This window comes from Kitasatospora sp. NPDC022785 (assembly GCF_055561295.1).
In genome coordinates this window covers 161,301-183,751 of sequence record NZ_JBVHHB010000001.1, presented here as the reverse complement: position 1 = coordinate 183,751, position 22,451 = coordinate 161,301, and the positions used below count along the sequence as shown (strand labels likewise).

The following is a 22,451-nucleotide window of genomic DNA, read 5'->3' as shown; positions in this document are numbered from 1 at the left end:
GGCCGCCCCTTCCCCGCCGGGAAGGAGCGGCCGTCAGCACGCGTCACGGACGCCAGGTGTCGTTCAGCGTCACCGCGCCCGAGGTGGGCACCGTCGCGGTCCGGTTGGCGCCGGACTCCCAAGTGACGTTCCCGGCGGCGTCCTTGCGGATGTACTTGTACTCGAACGCCGTCCCCGCGGACATCGCCACGTCCAGCTTCCAGACCGGGTAGGCCGCCGAGGAGAGCAGCAGCGCCTTACCGGTGTCCCAGCCGCCGAGCGCCGCGGTGCTGCCGGCCACGTAGATGTTCTGGCCCGGGACGGTGGTGGCGTTGACCGCGAAGGAGGCGCCGCCGCTCACCGGGTTGCCGCCGCCGGAGCCGCCCGGGGCGCCCACGTACAGCGCCACCGCGTCGCCCGCGCCGACGGTCGCGGTGAACCGGCCGTCCGAACCGACGGTGTACGACGGCCCGGTGCAGCCGCCCGCGGCCGGGTCGCCGTGCTGGACGTCGCAGTACGAGCCCGCCGGCAGCGACGTCTGGAAGGTCTGGGTGACCGGTCCGGACTCGCGGTTGACCGCCACGAAGCCCTTGTTGCCGCGCCCGAAGGCGATCGCGTTGTTGCCGTTGGACCACCAGTTGGTGACCCCGGTGCCCGCCACCGCGTTGCGGAAGCCGACCATGTTGGCCACCTGCCGCCACGCGTGCGTGCAGTTCCAGCCGTCGCTGTAGCAGGCGTTGACGGTGCCGCCGTTCGGCGGGCCGTCGTCGTGGCCGGTGAAGGCGTAGCCGGAGTAGACGTTGGGCGCGCCGTACGGGTACGCCAGCATGAAGACGTTGGCCAGAGTGTAGGCGGAGCCGTCCTTGTAGGTCAGGGTGGAGCCGTTGCGCTCGGTGTCCCAGTTGTCGACGAAGGTGCGGGCCTTGTCGCTCGACAGCAGGCCGGAGCCCCAGTTCGCCAGGTCGGCGATCCGGCCGCCCTGGAAGGCGCTCTTCAGCCAGGTGCCAGAGCGGAACTCGTCCACGTCGCCGGTACCGGTGTACTCGGAGGGCTGGATCGGCTCGCCCGCGCCGTAGATGACCTCCTGGACCCAGTAAGCGTTGGGGTTGGCCGTCTTCGCCTTGATCGCGGCGAGGTCGGCGGCGGCGATGTGCTTGGCCGCGTCGATCCGGTAGCCGTCGACGCCGAGCGAGGCCAGGTCGTTGAGGTAGCCGGCGATGGTCTGCTGGACGTAGGCGCTGCCGGTGTTGAGGTCGGAGAGGTTGACCAGCTCGCAGTTCTGCACGTTGGAGCGGTCGCCGTAATTACTGATCGCGGCGCGGCAGGAGTGGAAGTCCTGGTCCTGGTAGTACCCGGGGTAGTTGTACTTGGTGTAGTTCGTCCCGCCGGTGCCGGTGCCGGAGCCGGCCGACATGTGGTTGATCACCGAGTCGGCGACCACCTTGACGCCGGCCGCGTGGCAGGCGTCGACCATGCTCTTGAAGGACGCGCGGTCGCCGAGGCGCCCGGCTATCTTGTAGCTGACCGGCTGGTAGGAGGTCCACCACTGGCTGCCCTGGATGTGCTCCTGGGGCGGCGAGACCTCGACGAAGCCGTAGCCCTTCGGGCCGAGTGTGTCGGTGCAGGCCTTGGCAACGGAGTCGAAGCGCCACTCGAAGAGCGTCGCCGTGACGTCCTTGCCGTTGCCGGGCGGGGAGGCCTGGGCGGGGGCGGCGCCGAACGCCGCGGTGAGCGAGAGGGCGAGCGCCGCCGAGGCGGTGAGCGCGCCGGCCGTCCGGGCAGGCCGGCGGGTGGGGGCGGTGGTGACCACGATGTCTCCTGGGGGCTGGGGTGGGGGCAGCCTGGGGTACCGCTCGTGAAAGATTGCTGAAACTTTCTGGAAACTTGCAGCGCTGAACCTAGAGTCGTGGCCAGAGCCCGTCAAGGCCTTGGAAGCAACGTTTCTGCAGCTCCGGAAAGCTCGTATGCGACGCTCCCGCCTCCACCGCGTGGACGGCCGCGGGTCGGCGGCATGGACGGCCGGGGATCCCCCTGGACGATCGTGGACGAACAGCCACGTCGGACGAGCGGCCACGCCGGATGAGCGGCGGACGGGGGCGGAACCGGGCGGGGGCGGAACGGGCGGGGCCGGGAGTCCGAGCAGTACGCGGCCGACGGGGCCCGGGGCTCACCCTGGTCGCCGCGCCCGCGCACGCTGCCGCCCGTGGGGCCCTGGACGCGCTACGACGGCGGGCAGGGCGGCCGGCGCGGCCCCGGTATGCGCAGGGGCTCTCACGGGCCGTCACGCCGCCCTGCGCCGCCCGCGGCGAGTCCGCCGGGCGGCCGGGTACAGCTGCTCCACCGGCGGCACCGGCACCGCCCGCAGGCGGTCGGGCTCCCGGGCGGCGCCCCGGGAGCGGCCCTACACCGCGTCCGGCCCGCGTTCGCCGGTGCGGACCCGGATGATCGACTCCACCGGCACGGCCCAGACCTTGCCGTCACCGATCTTGCCGGTACGGGCGGCGCGGACGATCTCCTCCATCACCCGCTCGGCGTCCTCGTCCTCCACCACCACCTCGATCCGGGCCTTGGGCACCAGGTCGATCCGGTACTCGGCGCCCCGGTAGACCTCGGTGTGGCCGTGCTGCCGGCCGTACCCGCTGGCCTCGGTGACGGTCAGTCCGTGCACACCGACGGCCTGCAGCGCGTTCTTGACCTCGTCCAGCTTGAACGGCTTGACGATCGCGGTGATCAGCTTCATGCGGAGGAGGCCCTGTCGGACGGGTGCGTGAGCACGGTGGTGGTGGCGTGGGCGGTCGTGCCGTGCCCCAGGACGCCGTGATCGTACGCGGTCTCGGCGTGCACGGCGAGGTCCAGGCCGGTGAGTTCGTGCTCCTCGCTGGCGCGGAAGCCCATCACCCGGTCGACGGCCCGCCCGATCCCGTACGTCGCGGCGAAGGCGTACGCCGCGACGGCGAGGATCGCCACCAGCTGCTTGCCGAGCTGCCCGAGGCCGCCGCCGTGCAGCAGGCCGGCCGGGCCGCCGGTCATCGCGGCGGTGGCGAACAGGCCGATCAGACCGGTGCCGATGACGCCGGCCACGAAGTGCACGCCCACCACGTCCAGCGAGTCGTCGAAGCCGAACCGGAACTTCCAGCTGACCGCGTACGAGCAGACCACACCGGCCGCGAGCCCGATGAGCAGCGCGCCGAGCAGGTCGACGCTGCCGCACGACGGGGTGATCGCCACCAGGCCGGCCACCGCGCCCGAGGCGGCGCCCAGCGTGGTGGCGTGACCGTCCCGGCGCTTCTCCACCAGCAGCCAGCCGAGCAGCCCGGTGCAGCCCGCCGCCTGGGTGTTGAGCAGAGCGGACGCGGCCAGACCGTTGGCGCCGAGCGCCGAGCCCGCGTTGAAGCCGAACCAGCCGAACCAGAGCAGGCCCGCGCCGAGCAGTACCAGCGGCAGGCTGTGCGGGCGCATCGCCTCCTTCCGGAACCCGATCCGCGGGCCGAGCAGCAGCGCCAGAGCCAGGCCGCTGGCCCCGCAGTTGACCTCGACGACGGTGCCGCCGGCGAAGTCCAGCGCGCCGAGCTTCGACAGGATCCAGCCGTCGGGGGCGAACACCCAGTGCGCCACCGGGACGTAGACCAGCAGCGTCCAGACGGCGGTGAAGGCCACCCAGGAGCCGAACTTCGCCCGGTCCGCGATGGCGCCGCTGATCAGCGCGGCGGTGATGATCGCGAACGTCAGCTGGAAGGTGGCGAACAGCACGGTGGGCACGTGGCCGGTGAGCGAGGCGGGGGTGATCCCGGCCATCCCGAGGTGGTCCGGGGCGCCGATCAGGCCCCAGCCGCCGGCGTCCCGGCCGAACGCGAGCGAGTAGCCGGCCAGCAGCCAGACCACGGTGACCACGGCGATCGAGACGAAGCTCATCATGATCATGTTGAGCACGCTCTTGGTGCGGACCATGCCGCCGTAGAAGAGCGCCAGCCCGGGGGTCATCAGCAGGACGAGCGCGGTGCTGGCGAGCAGCCAGGCGGTGTCACCGGTGTCGAGGCCGGGCGACGAGTCAGCCAGGAACATAGGGGGTGCCTTCCCAAAGGCCTGCGTCAGGGTGGGGTTCGCAGGTCGCGGTTGGGAGAGTGTCGCGAGGACGGATTTCCGGTCGCGGACGGACACGTTTCACCGGTGTTTCGTGTTGCCCGGCGGTTGCTCCGCAGTTGCCGGGCGGTTTCCGAAAACTCACCTGCCCGGCCCACGGCACCGGCCCGGCCCGGCCCACTACACGGCACCGGCACCGGCACCGGCACCGGCCCACGACACAGGGCCCGGCAGCAGTCGCTGCCGGGCCCCGCACCTGTCTTACCTGGTTCCGCCGGCGCTACCGGCCCGGGTTCAGCTGGTCTGGATCGAGGTGTCGTCGATCACGAAGCTGGTCTGCAGCGAGGAGTCCTCGGTGCCGGCGAACTTCAGGGTGACCGTCTGGCCCGCGTAGGACGAGAGGTCGAAGGTCCGCAGCTGGTAGCCGGCGGCCGCGTCCACGTTGGAGTAGGTCTTCAGCGCGGTGCCGTTGACCGTGACGGTCAGCTTGTCGTACACCGTCGAGCCGGTCTCGGCCGTGTCGACGTGCAGGTAGAAGCTGAGCGACGCCTTGCAGCCGGCCGGGATGGTGACCGTCTGCGAGAGGTTGTCCGAGTGGGTCGAGCCGTAGCCGTTCAGCCAGGACTTCCAGGAGCCGGAGTGCGCGGCCTGCGAGGCGCTGTTGTCCACGACACCGCTGGTGGCGGTCCACGGGGCGGCGCTGCCGGTCTCGAAGCCGGCGTTGCCGAGCAGCTGGGCCGGGGTGCAGGTGCCGCCACCGCCGCCGGAGACGGTCCAGGTGAAGCTGGCGGAGCCGGTCTTGTTGGCGGAGTCCTTCGCGGTGACGGTCACGTTGTACGTGCCCGCGGCCGTCGCGGTGCCGGTGATCTTGCCGCTGGAGCTGATCGACAGGCCGGTCGGCAGACCGGTGGCCGAGAAGGTCAGCGGGGCGGTGCCGCCGGTGGCGGCGATCTGCAGGTTGACCGCGCCGTTCAGCGCGGTGCTCTGGTTGCCCGGGCTGGTGACGGTGACGCCACCCGGGTTCGGCACGGTGCCCACGTTGACGCCCGCCCAGGCGGTGCTGACCGCGTTGAGCTCGGCGCTGCCCGCGCCGTACAGGTCGGTGGCCGCCTTCTCCGTCGCGATGCGCGCCGCGGCGTAGTTGGTGGTGGAGGTCATGTAGGTGGTCAGCGCGCGGTACCAGACCGCGGCCGCCTTGTCCCGGCCGATGCCGGTGACGGTGATGTTGCCCTGGGTCGGCGAGTTGTAGCTGACGCCGTTGATGACCTTCGCGCCGCTGCCCTCGGACAGCAGGTAGAAGAAGTGGTTGGCGACACCGGACGAGTAGTGGACGTCCTTGTTGCCGACGGTGGAGGACCAGTAGTCGGCCGAGCCGCCGTCCTTGGACGGCTTGTCCATGTAGCGCAGCGGGGTGCCGTCCCCGTTGATGTTGATCAGCTCCCCGATGAGGTAGTCGGGGTTGTCGGTCGGGATGTTGGCGTAGAACTCGACCATGGTGCCGAAGATGTCCGAGGTGGCCTCGTTGAGGCCGCCGGACTCACCCGAGTAGTTCAGGTTGGCGGTGGCCGCGGTCACGCCGTGGCTCATCTCGTGGCCCGCGACGTCGAGCTCGGTCAGCGGGTGGGTGTTGCTGTCACCGTCGCCGTACGTCATGCAGAAGCACGAGTCGTCCCAGAAGGCGTTCACGTAGTTGTTGCCGTAGTGGACGCGGCTGTAGGCGCCGACCCCGTCGTTGCGGATGCCGTTGCGGCCGAAGGTGTTCTTGTAGTAGTCCCACGTGGCCGCGACACCGAAGTGGGCGTCGACCGCGGCGGACTCGCTGTTGGCGACGGTGCCGTCACCCCAGCTGTCGCTGGACTTGCTGTACAGGGTGCCGGTGCCCGAGGTCCCGTGGTTCAGGTTGGTGGTGTACATCCCACCGCGGGCGCCGTCCTTCATCTGGTACGACGAACCCGACTGGGTGGTACCGATGGTGACGTTGCCGACGAAGACGCCCTTGCCGGTGCCGGTCTGGATGCCCTCGAACTTCTGGATGACCTGACCGGAGGTGGCGTCGGTGACCACGTGCAGCTTGCTCGGGGTGCCGTCGGCCTCGGTGGAGGTGACGACCGTCTCCCAGGCGAGGCGCGGGTTGTTGTCGGCGGCCCAGACCACCAGGCGCGGCGCGGCGTCCAGCGAGGAGCCCGAGGCGGCGGCCAGCGCGGCGGACTGCGCGGCCGGCGCGGCCAGCTTCGGCGTGGTGCTCACACCGGTCAGCGCGGCGGTGCTGGCGCGGTCCACACCCTTGGTCGCACCCGTGGCGGACTGGTGGACCACCAGGTCGCCGCCGAGGACGGGAAGGCCGTTGAGGGTGCGCTCGTACCGCAGGTGGCGGGTACCGTCCGCGTCCTGGGACACGTCCTTGGTGACCAGCTTCTCCTCGCTGCCCAGGCCCAGGGTCTGGGCGAGGGAGGTGGACTGCTGGCTCGCGGAGGCGATCAGCTGGGCGCGGCTCGCCTGCTGGGCGGCAACGGCTGCCGGAGCGTCCGGAGTGGCCGCCTGCGCAATGACCGGAATGCCGGTCACCAGCAGCGCGGTGGAGGCGGCCATGACAACCGCTGCCTTCCGGGCCTGGGTGTAACGGGACATGCGGACTCCTTTTCCGACCGGCGCGGGTTCGCGAACGGTGGAGAGAACCTGGCCGCAGGGTTGCGGCGCAGTGGGGGCCCCCGCCGCCGGGTTCGCGGCGCGGGTGCGGTTGCGGAGCAGTTGCCGAGCGAGTTCTTGGCAGGGGGACGCGCTGTTCGTGACCTGGGACAGCTGCACCGGGGGGTGGGGCCCCCTCGTCTGCAGCCGGAGGAATCGTGGCAGCAAACGAGTCGTTAATGACAGATGCATGCCACGGATTGGCCGATTAGCTACCGGACCCGTTCATCCGTCAGGCGGGCATTCGTGTTACAGGCACACAAACTCTCGAAGACGGTTTTCATTACCACAGGAAAGGTTCGATCACCCTCGGCGGCCACTGACCAGCACTCAGGGCACCTCGGACGTCCGGATGGTGGACGGCAGCGCCGCACGGGTGCGGCACGTCACCATTCAGGCCGTGCCAGGGTCGGATTTCGGCCATACCCGTCGGCATCCGGTCCGGAACGCACCGGGCCCCGCTCCGCCGGCGGCGGAGCGGGGCCCTGCCGGGCGGGCCGTCAGTGCTGGACGAACACCGCCACGGTGCGGCCGGGCACGGTGAAGGTGCCGGTCGCGGCGTCGAATCCGGCCTGTCGGACCACCTGGTCCGCGCCGCCCGCCTGGACGGGGTGCAGCGCCTGCGCCGTCCCCTTCAGCGCGGCCACGGTCTGCCCCTGCGTGGCGGGCGTGGCGTTGAACACCACGGTGACGCCCTTCTCCGCGCCCGCCAGCCCGGTGCCGTCCAGGTGCAGCGTGATCACCCCGGGCGTCTCGCCGGCCGTGCCGGAGAGCGGGTAGGAGAGCCGCTGCTGCACGGCGGCGAGGGTGGGCAGCGAGAACAGCGGCGAGCCCTGCTTGATCTGCAGGAACTGCTGGTACTGCGCACTGGCCGCCCGGATGTCGGCGGCGCCCACCGTCAGCTTCGGGTCGGCCAGCAGGGACTTGGCGGCCGGCCACATCTCCTTGTTGTCCGCGGCCGGCGGCAGACCCCGGCCCCAGCCGTTGCCCTGCGCCGGGTCCCAGTGGATGGCGTTGAACCAGTCCCCGGAGTCGTAGGAGTTGGCATCCAGCGACTTGGAGCGCAGCAGGTCGCTGCCGGCCTGGGCGAAGCCCGGACCCTGGGTCAGCGCGGTCAGCGAGAGCGCCAGTGCCTGCATCCGGGCCCGGTCGGCGGGCGCGGTGCCGGCCGGCAGCTTGTACGCCAGCGCGTCGAACAGGTCGGCGTTGTCGTGCGCGTCCACGTACTCGACGGCCTCGCCGGGCTTGGCCGCGTAGCCGGTCGGGGCGCCGTTGTAGTCGACGCCCGCGCCGGTGACGGACTTCCCGGAGCTGTCGGTGAAGCGGTAGCCGGCCAGGTTGCCGGTGAGCGCCACCTTCAGCTGGTCCATCTGCTTGAGCAGCCGGGCCTTCTGCTCCTCCGGGCTGCCGTTGGCGGGCGAGCCGTTCGGGTCGGTGAACAGCCCCGAGGCGAAGCCCTGCTGCGGGGCCGAGGAGAGCTGGAAGTTGCCGCCGCGCGCCGCGTCCCGGATCCGGTCGTCGAAGGTGGCGATGCCGGTGCCGGCCATGTTGAGCTGGGTGGCCTGCTCGAACCGGGCGTTGTCCGCGACGACACCGAAGTTCCAGCCCTCGCCGTAGAGGAAGACGTTCTTCCCGTCGACGCCGTCCGAGTCCGGGGTCATCTTCCGCAGCGCGGCCTGCACGTCCAGCATGGTGGACTTCGGGTCGAGGCCCATCAGGTCGAAGCGGAAGCCGTCCACCTTGTACTCGCGGGCCCAGGTGGTGACCGAGTCGACCACCAGGCGGTTCATCATGGCGTGCTCGGGCGCGGTGTCCGAGCAGCAACTGTCGGTCGTCACCTTGCCGTTGGCGTCGAGGCGCTGGTAGTAGCCGGGGACGACCCGGTCCAGCACCGAGTGCTCGGCCTGGCCGCTGGCCGCGGTGTGGTTGTAGACCACGTCCAGGACCACCCTCAGCCCGGCCGCGTGGATCGCCTGCACCATCTGCCGGAACTGCACGGTCCGCGCGGTGCCCCCGGGGTCGGTGGCGTACGAGCCCTCCGGCACGTTGTAGTGCAGCGGGTCGTAGCCCCAGTTGTAGGCGTCCTCGGCGGCCACGGCCGCCACGCACTCCTGCTGCTTCTCGCTGTCCGCCGCAAGGGACTTGAGGTCGCAGGCGGGCAGCTTCTGCTCGGCCCGGTTCTCCCGGATGGTGGCGATGTCGAAGGTCGGCAGCAGGTGGACGGTGGTCACGCCCGCCTTGGCCAGCTCGCGCAGGTGCTGCATGCCCGCCGACTGGGACTCGGTGAAGGCCAGGTAGGTACCGCGCTCGGCGGCCGGCACGGTGGTGTCCTCGACCGAGAAGTCCCGGACGTGCAGTTCCTGGATCTGCTGCTGCGCGGGCGGCACGGCCTTCGGGACGGTGTGGTTCTCCCATCCCTGCGGCTTGAGCCCCTCGGCGGCGAGGTCGGCGACCAGGCTGCGCCTCGAGTCGGCGGAGAGGGCGACCGAGTACGGGTCGGTGACGGTGTTGACCACCAGCTTCTGGACGCTCGGCGCCCAGACCTTGACCTGGTACAGGTAGTACTTGCCGTCCAACTCGGCCTTGTCCCGGACGAGTTCCCAGACGCCGGTCTCGTCGTCCAGCTTCAGCGGCACCGTCTTCGGAGTACCGCCGGCCGGGCCGTCGAAGAGCTGGACGGAGACCTCCTGCGCGGTCGGCGCCCAGACCGAGAGCGCCACCTTGCCGTTGTAGTACGCCGGGCCGAAGTCCACCCGGCCGGTGCGGCGCGCGTACAGGTCGTCGAGCACGCCCGGGGTCTGCACCCCGGTGGCGGCCAGGGCGGCACCGCTGGGCAGGTGCTCGGTGAAGAGCAACTGGCTACGGAGGGCCTGGGCGACCCGGCCGGTGTCCCGCGGGTCCACCGTGAAGGCGCGGTAGCCGGCCAGGTGCGGGAACTTGGCCTTCTGCGCGTCGGTGAGCCCGCCGGGGGCGGGCGTCAGCCGGATCCACTGGCCGGGCCTGCTCAGCACGCCCTTGTCGGCCGTGATGGCACCCTCGGGGTCGTACACCAGCTGGGCGCTGGTCCCCCCGGCCAGGGCGGCGTCGGCCGCGCCGTAGGCGGCCGGGACGACCACCGTCCGGGCGTCGATCCACTGGGCCTTGGCCGAGCCGAGGTCCAGCTGCGAGGAGGCCGCGGCGTTCTGCGGCAGCAGGTAGCCCTCGCGGCCGCCGAGGATCCAGACCTCGCGGCCGTTGACGGCGAAGTCCAGCGACTGGTCGCCCGGCAGGTCCTTGTCGTTGCCCCTGTGCAGGATGTAGCTGAGGCTGGTCGCGCCGGGGGCCAGCGGCACCTCGAAGACGGCGCCGAAGGCGTCGCGGCGCACCGGCTGCAGCGGGTTGCCCCAGTCGGTGGGGTTGGCGGCGCCGGTCCAGTCGTGCAGGCCCCAGCCGTCGTAGTCGCCGTCGGCCCGGTTGTAGTGGATCACCGCGGTGGCGGCGGGCTGGGTGTTCACCGGTCCGGGGTTGGCCGTCCGGACGGCCTGGTCCCCCTCCTTGAGCCAGATCTCACCGCCTGCGCCGACATCGAGATGGCGGTCGGCGTCCACGTCCTTGACGCCGTCCTTCTCCACGATGAAGCCCACGTCGGAGGCGCCCGGCTTCAGCTTCACATAGGCGAAGGCGCCGTACGCGTCCCGGCCGGTGAAGCCGTGCCCGGCCGGCCAGGGGGTCGCCTCGCCGTCCGCGAGGTCGCCCCAGGCGTAGAGGTTCCAGCCGTCGTAGTCGCCGTTCCTGCGCTGGTAGTGCACGACGGCGTACGGGCGGGCGGTGGCGCTGGGCACCGGCTTGGGTGCGGGGGCGCCGGTGGTGAAGCTGCCGGTGGCGGAGCGCAGGTGGCCGGACGAGTCCTGCACCACGGCCTTGTACCGGACCACCGTGCCGGGGGCGACGGTGCTCAGGTCCTGGGTGACCTGGAAGAGCCTGTGGCCGTCCGGGCCGGACCTGCCCGTGTCGGAGGTGCCGAGCACCTGCCAGGGCGCGTCGCCGACCTGCGCGGCGAAGGAGACCCGGTTGAAGCCGCCGCCGTCGACGTCGGCGCCGATGGTGACGGCGCCGGACGAACCGTCGGCCGGGGCCTTCACCCCGATCGCCGGCGCGGCCGCGACGGGGGCCGGCCGGCCGGCCGCCTTGAGGACGACGGACGACAGCGCCGGCACGGTGACGGTGACCTTGCGGTCCGCGCCGCTGGTCAGCCGCTCCCCCGCCGCCGGGTAGATCCGGTCGAAGCCCTGGCCCGCGGAGAAGGTGTCCAGGGTGACGGTCTTCGCCTCGGTCGCGTTGTTGACCGCGACCAGGTACTCGATCTGCTGCCCGGCGTCGATCCGGGAGAAGGCGTACACGCCCGCGCCGTCCGCGGCGTACCGCTCGATCTGGGCGCCGTCGGCGAGCGCCGGGTGGTCGCGCCGCAGCTTGGCCAGCCCGGCGATGCCCTGGTAGAGCTCGCCGCCCTGTCCGTAGCGGTCGGCGGGGCCGGCGGTGCCGCCGAGCACCCGGTCGCTGTTGTAGGAGGGGGTCTGCGAGGCGAAGAGGTCCTGCCGGGCGTCCTTGTCGCCGCCCGCGCCGGTGAAGCCCTGCTCGTCGCCGTAGTAGACGACGGGCTGGCCGCGGGTGAGGAACTGCAGTTCGTTGCCGAGGCGGTCCTTCTTCAGCAGGGTGGCCTCGTCCGCGCCCTGGTTGTCGCTGAGCAGGAAGGAGCCGAAGCGGCCCATGTCGTGGTTGCCGAGGAAGGTGGGCAGCTCGTAGGCGTCGGTGTCGGCGGTGGTGTAGCGGTAGTCCTGCCCGTACACGTCGGCGAGGCCTGAGGCCGGGCCGCCCTGCGAGACGTAGGAGCGGGCGGCGTTCTGGAACGGGAAGTCCAGCGTGGCCTGGAGCCTGCCCTTGGTGACGTACGGCGAGGTGACCGCCGGGTCGCCGGAGTAGACCTCGCCGAACATGAAGAACTTCTTGTTGCCCTGCTTGGCCGCGAAGTCCTTGAGCGCGGGCGCCCACTGCTGCCAGAAGGCCATGTTGACGTGCTTGACGGTGTCGATCCGGAAGCCGTCCACACCGGCGTCCTTGACCCACTGCTGGTAGACCTTCTCGAAGCCCTGCACCACCTTGGGGTTCTGGGTGTCGAGGTCGTCCAGGCCGGAGAAGTCACCCTCGGTGGCGGACTCGCCGACGAAGGTCGAGTCGCCCCGGTTGTGGTAGAGCGCGGGGTCGTTGAGCCAGGCCGGGATCTTGGCGGTGGCGTCGGCCGGCTTGCGGAAGACCGGGCTGTACGGGAACGAGTCCTTGGTCAGCTTCGGCCAGGCGGCGCCGGCGTCGGCCACCGCGGTCTCGTCGACCGGCCGGCCGTCGGCGTCCAGCACCGGGTAGGCGCCGGCGGAGCGGTAGCCGTACTGCTGCTGCTGGTAGTCGATGACGTCGGCGGTGTGGTTGGTGATGACGTCGAAGAAGACCTTGATGCCCCGCTGGTGCGCCTTGGCTATCAGCTCCTTGAGCTGCTCGTTGGTGCCGAAGTGCGGGTCGACCTGGGTGAAGTCGGTGATCCAGTAGCCGTGGTAGCCGGCCGAGGCGTTCTCGCCCGTGCCCTGCACCGGCTTGTTCTTGAAGATCGGCGCCATCCAGATGGCGGTGGTGCCGAGGTTCTGGATGTAGTCGAGCCGCTGGATCAGGCCGGCGAGGTCGCCGCCGTGGTAGAAGCCCTTGTCGGCGGGGTCGAGGCCGTGGTCCAGCCGGCTGCCGACGATCCCACCGGTGTCGTTGGCGTGGTCCCCGTCGGCGAACCGGTCCGGCAGGACGAAGTAGAACTGCTCACGGGTGAGGTCGTGGCGGCCGGCGGTGGCGGCGAGCGCGGCGTCCGACGGCGGGGCGGGCGGGGCGGCGGCGAACACGGCCGGGGCGGTGCCGAGGGTGGCGGCGGTCAGCGAGGCGGCGAGCAGCACGGCCGTCCGGCCGGGTCTGCGGGTGGTGCCGCGGCGGCGCCGGGGCGGGACATCGGCCACTGAGGGCTCCCTGCGGGGGAAGGGGTGATCGAGTTGCCAGGACGCTAGCGGGCTGCAATATGTTTCAGCAAGATGCAGAAACCGTTTCGCTCGGGGAAAATCCGCTCGTCGTACCGCACCCCGACCCCCCGATTGCGCCGGTCGATCCACCCGGCGTGACAATGGGACGTATGCCCGTCCCACCGGTTAGCACCAGACCCAGCCTCACCCCCTACCCCGGTGGGAGAAACCCCCTAACCCTCAAGGGGGACAGCCGGTGAAGAATCCACTTCCAGAGGATGAGCAGACGGCTACGGGACGTCTGGCAGACTTCTCGGTCATGGGGGAACCAACCGAGATCGAGCAGCCCGGCGCCGAGCACGCCGACGCGGCCCACGGCGGCGGTTCCGAACCGGCCCCGGCCGTGCTCGGCCAGATGCCCGACGGAGCCACCCGCGCGGCCCAGACCCGCTCGGCGGCGCTGCGCAACCGCGTCCGCGAGCAGCGCCGCTCGCCGGCCAGGCCGCGGATCTGGTTCGAGCTGGCGCTGATCGGGATCAGCTACTGGGTCTACTCCCTCGTGCGCAACGCGGTGCCCGAGCAGGAGGCCACGGCCCAGAAGCACGCGAGCCTCATCTGGGACTTCGAGCAGAGCCTCGGCGTCGCGATCGAGCGCTCGGTGAACCACGCGGTCGACAAGGTCTCGTGGCTGATCGTCGGGATGAACTACTACTACGCGACGCTGCACTTCATCGTGACCATCGGCGTCCTGGTCTGGCTCTACCGCCGGCACCCGGGGCGCTACGTCGCGGCCCGCACGGTGCTGTTCGTCACCACCGGCATCGCGCTGGTGGGCTTCTACTTCTTCCCGCTGGCGCCGCCCCGGCTGATGACCGACGGCGGGTTCATCGACACCCTGAAGGTCCACAACACCTGGGGTTCGATGGCCTCCGGGCCGGCCACGCACGTCTCCAACCAGTACGCGGCGATGCCCTCGATGCACATCGGCTGGTCGATGTGGTGCGGTCTGGCGATCTTCTTCCTGGCCCGCCGGACATGGGTACGGGTGCTCGGCCTGCTCTACCCGGCGGCCACCCTGCTGGTGATCATCTCCACCGCCAACCACTTCTGGATGGACGCGGTCGGCGGTGAGCTCTGCCTGCTGGTGGGCTTCCTCGCGGCCCGCTGGCTCTACTACGTCTGGCCGTACAAGCTGCCGAGGGTCCCGGCCCGGGAGACGGCGCAGGAGCCGATCACCGTCCCCGAGCAGTGGAGCTCCCCCGAGGTGAGCGCCGGGCGTCGCTGACCCCGAACCCCGCGTACGCGTCCCGTACGCCTCTCGCACGCCCCTCATACCGACGGAAGGGCCCGGTGAGCGATCACCGGGCCCTTCCGCGTCCCACCGAGCGGCGGTCACCCGTAGCCCGTGGCGAGCCGCCTCACCCGTAGAACAGCCGCTCCACCACCGCCCGGGCCCGCCGGGTGGTGCGCCGGTAGTCGTCCACCAGCTCGCCGCTGTGCCCTGCGCCGTAGCCCAGGTAGCGGGCCACCCCGGCCAGCTCCCGGGCGTCCGCGGGGAAGCTGTCCCCCGGCCGCCCGCGCACCAGCATCACCGCGGACCGCACCCGCGACGCCAGCACCCAGGCGGCGTCCAGCACCGCCGCGTCCTCCCCACCGACCAGCCCGGCCTCGGCGGCGGCCGCCAGCGCGGCCCTGGTCCGCGTCGTCCGCAGGGCCGGCAGCTCGTGCCCGTGCTGGAGCTGGAGCAGCTGGACGGTCCACTCGACATCGGCCAGCCCGCCCCGCCCGATCTTGGTGTGGGTGGTCGGGTCGGCCCCGCGCGGCAGCCGCTCGGCCTCGATCCGGGCCTTGATCCGGCGGATCTCCACCACGTCCCGCTCCGGCACACCGGCCCCCGGGTACCGCAGCGGGTCGATCAGCTGCCGGAACCGCGTGCCCAGCTCCTCGTCCCCGGCCACCGGCTCGGCCCGCAGCAGCGCCTGGCTCTCCCAGGCGTGCGACCAGCGCCGGTAGTACGCCGCGTACGAGGCCAGGGTGCGCACCAGCGGGCCGTTGCGGCCCTCCGGGCGCAGGTCGGCGTCGACCTCCAGCGGCGGCTCGGTGGACGGCGCCGCCAGCAGCGCGCGCAGCTCGTGGCAGACCGCCTGGGCGGCCTTCGCGGCGTCGTGCTCCAGCGAGCCGAGCAGCGGCTCGTGGACGAAGAGCACGTCCGCGTCGGAGCCGTAGCCGAGCTCGTGCCCGCCGAACCGGCCCATGGCGATCACCGCGATCCGGGTCGGCAGGCCGCCGTTCCGGGCCTCCCAGCCGGCGATGCAGGCCCGCAGCGCGCCCTGCATGGTGGCCGCGTTGAGCGCGGTGAGCGCCTCCCCGGCGGCCTCCAGGGCCTCGGCGGGATCGTCGCCGAGCCGGCCGAGCACGTCGGCGGCGGCCGTGCGGAACAGCTCGCGGCGCCGCACCGAGCGGGCCGCGGCGACCGCCGCGCCGGTGGTGTCGGCCCGGCCGACGGCAGCCAGTATCTCCTGCTCCAGCCCGGCCCGGCCGCGCGGCACCAGGCCCTGCGGGTCACCCAGCATGGCCACCGCCTCGGGGGCGCGCAGCAGCAGGTCGGGGGCGAGCCGCCCGGCCGAGAGGACGCGGGCGAGCTGTTCGGCGGCGGCGCTCTCGTCGCGCAGCAGCCGCAGGTACCAGGGGGTGCGGCCGAGCGCGTCGGAGACCTGGCGGAAGTTGAGCAGCCCGGCGTCCGGGTCGGCGGAGTCGGCGAACCAGCCGAGCAGCACCGGCAGCAGCGTCCGCTGGATGGCGGCCTTGCGGCTGACGCCGGAGGCCAGCGCGGAGAGGTGGCGCAGCGCTGCGGCCGGGTCGGCGTAGCCGAGTGCCTCCAGCCGGGCCCGGGCTGCGTCCGGGGTGAGGCCGGCCGCACCGGCCGGCAACTCGGCGACGGCGTCCAGCAGCGGCCGGTAGAACAGCTTCTCGTGCAGCCGGCGCACCTCGACGGCGTGCCGCTTCCACTCCCGCTGGAGGGCGGCGACCGGGTCGGCCCGGGTGTCGTCGTTGATCAGCGGGGCGAGCGAGCGGGCCAGCCGGCGCAGGTCCTCCGCGCCCTTGGGCATCAGGTGGGTGCGGCGGAGCCGGTGCAGCTGGATGCGGTGCTCCAGCGAGCGCAGGAAGCGGTAGGCGGTGTCGAGCGAGGCGGCGTCGGCCCGGCCGACGTAGCCGCCCCGGGAGAGCGCGGCGAGCGCCTCCAGGGTGTTGCCGCTGCGCAGCGCCGGGTCGGTGCGGCCGTGCACCAGCTGGAGCAGCTGGACGGAGAACTCGACGTCGCGCAGCCCGCCGGGGCCCAGCTTGAGCTGGCGGTCCAGCTCGGTGGCCGGGATGGAGTCGATCACCCGGCGGCGCATCTGCTGGACGTCGGCGACGAAGTTCTCACGGGCGGCGGCCTGCCAGACCATCGGTTCCAGCGCGGCCAGGTAGTCGGCGCCCAGCTCGGCGTCGCCGGCCACCGGGCGGGCCTTGAGCAGGGCCTGGAACTCCCAGGTCTTGGCCCACCGCTGGTAGTACGCCTGGTGGCTGGCCAGGGTGCGGACCAGCGGGCCGTTGCGGCCTTCCGGGCGCAGGTTGGCGTCCACCGGCCAGATGGTGCCCTCGCCGGTGGTGTCGCCGCAGAGCCGGGTGATCGCGGCGGCGAGCCGGGTGGCGGCCTTGAGCGCCTCGTGCTCGTCGACGCCCTCCTGCGGCTCGGCGACGAAGATCACGTCCACGTCGGAGACGTAGTTGAGCTCGCGCCCGCCGCACTTGCCCATGCCGATGACGGCGAGGCGGCAGGCCCGGGCGGCGTCCGGATCCTGCTGGGCGGCGATGTCCAGGGCGGTCTGCAGGGTGGCGCCGGCCAGGTCGGCGAGCTCGGCGGCGGTCTGCGCGAGGTCGGTGGTGCCGGTGAGGTCGCGGGCGGCGACGGCCAGCAGGCAGCGGCGGTAGGCGACCCGCAGCGCGTCCGCCCGGGCGGCGCCGTCGTCCCGGACGGCGTCGTCCCGGACGCCCTGCTGGAGGGCGCGCCGGAAGTCGTCCGGGCCGGGGTGCATGTCGCGCAGCTCGAACGTCACCAGGGCGTGCCAGTCGTGCGGGTGGCGGGCCAGGTGGTCGGCGAGCGCGGTGGACGCCCCGAGAACGCCCAGCAGCCGGTCGCGCAGCGGCTTCGAGGTGGTCAGGGTGTCGCGCAGGGTGTGCCGGTCCGGCGCGTCGGCGGCCTCCAGCAGGCGGGCCAGGCCGAGCAGGGCGAGGTCCGGGTCGGCGGTGGCGCCCAGCGCGTCCAGCAGCACCGGATCGTCGGCCAGCCCCTCCAGGCCGGGCCCGGCGAGCAGCCGGACGGCCTGCGCCGGATCGGTGAACCCGCGCCGGACCAGCCTGATCTCCGGCCGGCTGATCCGGCTCCCGGCCCGCTGCTCCTCCACCGCCATGGCCCCTCCATCCGCCCGCTCAGCAGGTTACGCGCCCCCGCGGCTCCGCGCCGGACGTGACCGCGGACCGGACCCACCCGGCCGCCGGCGGACCGACCGGAGGGCCCGGCCGCCGGCGGGGCGTGTCGGCTCGCCTGCCCGTTCGCAGCCGGCCCGGCCAAGCGACCGGGACGGCTGCCCGCCGGACAGTCACGCGGTGCGACCGCGCACGCTACCCGGAACCCCGAGGGACGGGCCCGGTCATGCCCGCCGTCGGCCGAGCCGCATCGCCGCCGCACCCGCCGCGACGAACGCGGCCGCCAGGCCGAGCAGGATCGGCGTGCTCTGGGTACCCGTCTCGGCCAGCTCGCCGTGGTGGTGCCCGGCCGAGCTCTGCTCGTCCGCCGCACCCTGGTGACCGGCCGCGTGCTCCCCACCCCCACCGTGCTGCCCGGCCTTCCCTCCGTGCTCGCCACCGCCGTGGTGGGCCGTCTTGCTCGGCGTCCGCTCCTTCGCGACGAGGTCGACCTTGTTCACGTTCAGGTTGTGCGAGGCCTGGTGGTTGGACTGGTTCTGCTTGTTGGACAGGTCGTTGTCCTGACTCTGGTGGTTGGACAGGTTGTTGGCCTGCGAGGCCGACTGGTTGTTCTGCGCCGAGTTCTGCGCGCTGTTCTGCGCGGAGTTGTTCGAGTTGCTGGCGGCGCTGTTGTTCGCGCTGTTGTTGAGGTTGTTCGTGACCACGTTCTGCACGTTGACGGTCACGTTGACGTGCTGGTCCTGGCCCTGGTTCTGCGAGCCGCTCTGGCTCTGGCCCTGGGCCTGGTCCTGAGCCTGGTCCTGAGCCTGGTCCTGGCCCTGAGCCTGACCCTGCTGGCCGCTCTGACCCTGCCCCTGGTCTTGACCGCCATGACCACCGTGGCCCTCGTGGCCGCCGTGGTCGCCGTGACCCTCGTGACCGCCATGGTCACCGTGGTCACCATGGCCCTCGTGACCGCCGTGGTCACCGTGACCCTCGTGACCGCCATGGTCACCGTGGTCGCCATGGCCCTCGTGACCGCCGTGGTCACCGTGGTCACCATGGCCCTCGTGACCGCCGTGATCGCCGTGGTCACCATGGCCCTCGTGACCGCCGTGATCGCCGTGGTCACCGGGGGGGCAGACGCAGTCGGAGGAACCGTGATCGCCGGGGTGGCCGTGCCCGCCCTCGTCGCAGTGCTCGCCGGTACCGGCCGACGAACCCTCGGGGACCACGAGCTCCGGCGGCTGAGCCATCGGCCGGCCGCGCTCGGGGCTGCCCTCGCCCGGCTGAACCGAGTCCTCCTGCTCGGCGGCGTCGGCGGCGTCCGCGGCGTCCGGCTCCGCGAGGTCCGGCGCCGGGCTGTCGGCCGCGGCGTCGCCGGTCTCGGTGTCGCCGTCGGCCCGGTGGGCCGGGCGGACCACCGGCGCGGAGTAGACGGTGCTGCGACCGGTCAAGGTCCAGGCGCCGGCGGCCGAGCCGGTGCCCTCCTCCGCCAGGCGCAGGAGGCTGTCGACCCATTCGCCCTTGGCCCCGGCCGTTTCGGAGGCGGCGCCGTGGTCGACGAGGGGCGAAGCGTAGGCCGTGCCGCCGGCGCCCCACGCGAGGGCGGCCGAGGCGATTCCGGACAGAACCAGGGTGGTGATTCGAGTACGCATGACACTCCAGGATGATCCGCAAAACGGATCTTCTGAATACGCTCCCCCGTCACCCGGTCGCGGTTCGCACCGCTGCAGAGTAAGCACAATGGCTCAAGGAATTAGCGTGCGCGGGGGACGCGGTCCGGGCAGCCCGCCCCACCTCGCGGCGCACACCCGTCGGCAGCAGCCCCCGGCTGCTCCGGGCCGGCGCCGGCGCGGGAACCGGGCCCCCGCCGAAGCAGAGTGGGCCTGCTCCGATCGGAGCAGGCCCACTCGACAGTTGATGAAGCGTCACAGCACCTGGAGGTTCTTCCGCAGCTCGAACGGGGTCACCTCGGAGCGGTACTCCTCCCACTCCTGGCGCTTGTTGCGGAGGAAGAAGTCGAACACGTGCTCGCCGAGGGTCTCGGCGACCAGCTCGCTGCGCTGCATCAGGTCGATGGCCTCGCCGAGGTTCTGCGGCATCGGCTGGATGCCGAGGGCGCGGCGCTCGGAGTCGGTGAGCGCCCAGACGTCGTCGTCGGCGCCGGGCGGGAGTTCGAGGCCCTCCTCGATGCCCTTGAGGCCGGCGGCGAGGGTGACGGCGTAGGCGAGGTAGGGGTTGCAGCCGGTGTCGAGGGAGCGGACCTCGATCCGGGTGGAGCCCTGCTTGCCCGGCTTGTACATCGGGACGCGGATCAGCGCGGAGCGGTTGTTGTGGCCCCAGCAGATGTAGGACGGGGCCTCGCCGCCGGCGCCGGCGGTGCGCTGGGAGCCGCCCCAGATCCGCTTGTAGGAGTTCACCCACTGGTTGGTGACGGCGGCGGTCTCCGCGGCGTACTTCAGCAGGCCGGCGATGAAGGAGCGGCCCACCTTGGAGAGCTGGTACTCGGCGCCGGACTCGTGGAAGGCGTTGCGGTCGCCCTCGAAGAGCGAGAGGTGGGTGTGCATCCCGGAGCCGGGGTGGTCGGAGAACGGCTTCGGCATGAAGGTCGCGTGCACGCCCTGCTCCAGCGCGACCTCCTTCATGACCAGGCGGAAGGTCATGATGTTGTCGGCGGTCGAGAGCGCGTCGGCGTAGCGCAGGTCGATCTCCTGCTGGCCGGGGGCGCCCTCGTGGTGGGAGAACTCCACCGAGATGCCCATCGACTCCAGCATGGTGATCGCCTGGCGGCGGAAGTCGTGGCCGACCCCGCGCGGGGTGTGGTCGAAGTAGCCGGACTGGTCGGCGGGGATCGGCGGGGTGCCGTCGCCGGGCAGGTTCTTCAGCAGGAAGAACTCGATCTCGGGGTGGGTGTAGAAGGTGAAGCCCAGGTCCGACGCCTTCTCCAGGGTGCGCTTCAGCACGAACCGCGGGTCGGCGAAGGAGGGCGAGCCGTCGGGCATCAGGATGTCGCAGAACATCCGGGCCGTGCCGGGCGTCTCCGAGCGCCACGGCAGGATCTGGAAGGTGGTCGGGTCCGGCTTGGCGATCATGTCGGACTCGTAGACCCGGGCGAAGCCCTCGATCGCCGAGCCGTCGAAGCCGATGCCCTCCTCGAAGGCCTGCTCCAGCTCCGCCGGTGCCACCGCCACCGACTTCAGGAACCCGAGCACGTCGGTGAACCACAGCCGGACGAAACGGATGTCACGCTCTTCGAGCGTCCGAAGCACGAACTCCTGCTGCTTGCCCATGGGGACAGTCTCACCTCTGCTCTTTACGTTCGTGTTACGCCCGGAAACCACCCGAAAGCGACTGACCCCATCATGGCGGATCTCCGGCTCCGAGGGCAGTGGCGACCCCCGCCCGAGACATTGCGTCAGATAGACGATTACACTCCGAAGCATGCCCAATCTGCGTCTCGCCCTGAGCCAGACCGACCCGTGGGTCGGTGACATCGCACGCAACGGCGATGAGGTGGTGCACTGGACCAAGCGGGCCGCCGAGGCCGGCGCCCAGCTGGTCGCGTTCCCCGAGATGGCCCTGACCGGGTACCCGGTCGAGGACCTCGCCCTGCGCCGTTCGTTCGTCGAGGCATCCCGGTCCGCGCTGGTCGAGCTCGCCGCCCGGCTGGCCGCCGAGGGGCTGGGCGAGCTGCCGGTGGTGGTCGGCTACCTCGGCCGCTCCGAGCACGCCTCGCCGCGGTTCGGCCGCCCGGCCGGGTCGCCGCAGAACTGCGCGGCCGTGCTCCACCGGGGCGAGGTGGTCACCCGGTTCGCCAAGCACCACCTGCCCAACTACGGCGTGTTCGACGAGTTCCGCTGGTTCGTCCCCGGCGACCAGCTGCCGGTGCTGCGGCTGCACGGGGTGGACGTCGCGCTGGCGATCTGCGAGGACATCTGGCAGGACGGCGGCCGGGTGACCGCCGCCCGCGAGGCCGAGGCCGGCCTGCTGCTGGTGATCAACGGCTCGCCGTACGAGCGCAACAAGGACGACGTCCGGCTGGAGCTGGTGCGGCGCCGCGCCGCCGAGGCGGGCTGCCCGCTGGCGTATGTCAACATGGTCGGCGCCCAGGACGAGCTGGTCTTCGACGGCGACTCGATCGTGGTCGGCGCCGACGGCGAGGTGCTGGGCCGCTCCCCGCAGTTCGAGGAGCACCTGCTCGTCCTCGACCTGGAGCTTCCGGCCGCGAGCAGCGACCACACCGACGGCCTGCTGCTCAGCGACGGCCTGCACCTGGTCCGCACGGAGCTGGACGGCGAGCCGCTGCCGGCGCCCGCCGTCGGGGCATCCGCGGCCGAAGGCCCGGGGACGGTACGGGCCGAGGTCGCCCCCCGCCTCTCGGACGAGGCCGAGATCTGGGCCGCGCTCGTCTCCGGCACCCAGGCGTACGTGCGCAAGAACGGCTTCCGCTCGGTGCTGATCGGCCTCTCCGGCGGCATCGACTCGGCACTCGTGGCGGCCGTCGCGGTGGACGCGATCGGCGCCGAGAACGTGTACTGCGTCTCGATGCCGAGCCGGTACTCCTCGGAGCACTCGAAGGACGACGCGGCCGAGCTGGCACGCCGTACCGGGCTGCACTTCCGGACGGTTTCGATCGCGCCGATGTTCGACGCCTACCTGGCGGCCACCGAGCTGACCGGCCTGGCCGAGGAGAACCTGCAGTCCCGGCTGCGCGGCACGCTGCTGATGGCGATCTCCAACCAGGAGGGGCACATCGTGCTCGCGCCCGGCAACAAGAGCGAGCTGGCGGTCGGCTACTCCACCCTGTACGGCGACTCGGTCGGCGCGTTCGGGCCGATCAAGGACGTCTACAAGTCGCTGATCTTCCGCCTCGCCCGCTGGCGCAACGAAGAGGCCGAGCGGCGCGGCGAGGTCCCGCCGATCCCCGAGAACACGATCAGCAAGCCGCCGTCCGCCGAGCTGCGGCCGGACCAGAAGGACACCGACTCGCTGCCCGACTACGACCTGCTGGACACCGTGCTCGACCTCTACGTCGAGGGTGACCAGGGCCGGGACGCGATCGTGGCGGCCGGCTTCGACCCGGCCGTGGTGGACCGGGTGGTCCGGCTGGTCGACACCGCCGAGTACAAGCGGCGGCAGTACCCGCCGGGCCCGAAGATCTCGGCCAAGGGCTTCGGCCGGGACCGCCGCCTCCCGATCACCAACCGCTGGCGCCGGGGCTGAGCGACC

Annotated in this window: 10 protein-coding genes; 2 read left to right on the top strand and 8 right to left on the bottom strand. The window is 72.0% G+C overall.

Translation table 11 applies throughout. The features are described from left to right. Window positions 1-43: 43 nt before the first annotated feature. The 5 genes from ACZ3YO_RS00770 to pulA all read right to left on the bottom strand — a co-directional run bounded on the left by ACZ3YO_RS00770 (window position 44) and on the right by pulA (window position 12,770). Entirely contained in the window at window positions 44-1,789 is a 1,746-nt protein-coding gene (locus tag ACZ3YO_RS00770; protein WP_465563069.1) for a carbohydrate-binding module family 20 domain-containing protein, read from the bottom strand. A 591-nt stretch (window positions 1,790-2,380) separates the two neighbouring features. Then, window positions 2,381-2,719, bottom strand: a complete 339-nt coding sequence (locus tag ACZ3YO_RS00765; protein WP_396319482.1) for a P-II family nitrogen regulator — start codon at window positions 2,717-2,719, stop codon at window positions 2,381-2,383. Continuing rightward, window positions 2,716-4,041, bottom strand: a complete 1,326-nt coding sequence (locus ACZ3YO_RS00760) for an ammonium transporter (RefSeq protein WP_465563066.1) — start codon at window positions 4,039-4,041, stop codon at window positions 2,716-2,718. The genes ACZ3YO_RS00765 and ACZ3YO_RS00760 overlap by 4 nt, the downstream gene beginning before the upstream one ends. Before the next feature lie 312 nt (window positions 4,042-4,353). Continuing rightward, window positions 4,354-6,687, bottom strand: a complete 2,334-nt coding sequence (locus ACZ3YO_RS00755) for a M4 family metallopeptidase (RefSeq protein WP_465563064.1) — start codon at window positions 6,685-6,687, stop codon at window positions 4,354-4,356. Window positions 6,688-7,244: 557 nt separating this feature from the next. Further along, the gene (gene pulA / locus ACZ3YO_RS00750; RefSeq protein ID WP_465563062.1) at window positions 7,245-12,770 is read right to left on the bottom strand and encodes a pullulanase-type alpha-1,6-glucosidase; all 5,526 of its coding nucleotides are present in this window, start codon (window positions 12,768-12,770) and stop codon (window positions 7,245-7,247) included. 319 nt (window positions 12,771-13,089) lie between these two features. Here pulA and ACZ3YO_RS00745 point away from each other — a divergent pair, with 319 nt between their 5' ends. Continuing rightward, complete coding sequence (locus ACZ3YO_RS00745) at window positions 13,090-14,055, top strand: phosphatase PAP2 family protein (RefSeq protein ID WP_465563059.1); 966 nt, start codon at window positions 13,090-13,092, stop codon at window positions 14,053-14,055. A 133-nt stretch (window positions 14,056-14,188) separates the two neighbouring features. Here the strand turns inward: ACZ3YO_RS00745 and ACZ3YO_RS00740 are convergent, their stop codons facing one another. From ACZ3YO_RS00740 to ACZ3YO_RS00730, 3 genes are all read right to left on the bottom strand, one after another. Then, on the bottom strand, window positions 14,189-17,224 hold the full coding sequence (locus tag ACZ3YO_RS00740) for a bifunctional [glutamine synthetase] adenylyltransferase/[glutamine synthetase]-adenylyl-L-tyrosine phosphorylase (protein WP_465563056.1): 3,036 nt from the start codon (window positions 17,222-17,224) through the stop codon (window positions 14,189-14,191). A gap of 240 nt (window positions 17,225-17,464) precedes the next feature. Continuing rightward, the gene (locus ACZ3YO_RS00735; RefSeq protein WP_465563053.1) at window positions 17,465-18,877 is read right to left on the bottom strand and encodes a hypothetical protein; all 1,413 of its coding nucleotides are present in this window, start codon (window positions 18,875-18,877) and stop codon (window positions 17,465-17,467) included. 273 nt (window positions 18,878-19,150) lie between these two features. Further along, complete coding sequence (locus ACZ3YO_RS00730) at window positions 19,151-20,512, bottom strand: glutamine synthetase family protein (protein WP_396319490.1); 1,362 nt, start codon at window positions 20,510-20,512, stop codon at window positions 19,151-19,153. Between the two features lie 151 nt (window positions 20,513-20,663). On the opposite strand from ACZ3YO_RS00730, the gene ACZ3YO_RS00725 reads away from it, so the two are divergent. Beyond that, a complete protein-coding gene (locus ACZ3YO_RS00725; RefSeq protein WP_465563049.1) occupies window positions 20,664-22,445 on the top strand; it encodes an NAD+ synthase in 1,782 nt (593 codons plus the stop codon). Window positions 22,446-22,451 lie beyond the last annotated feature (6 nt).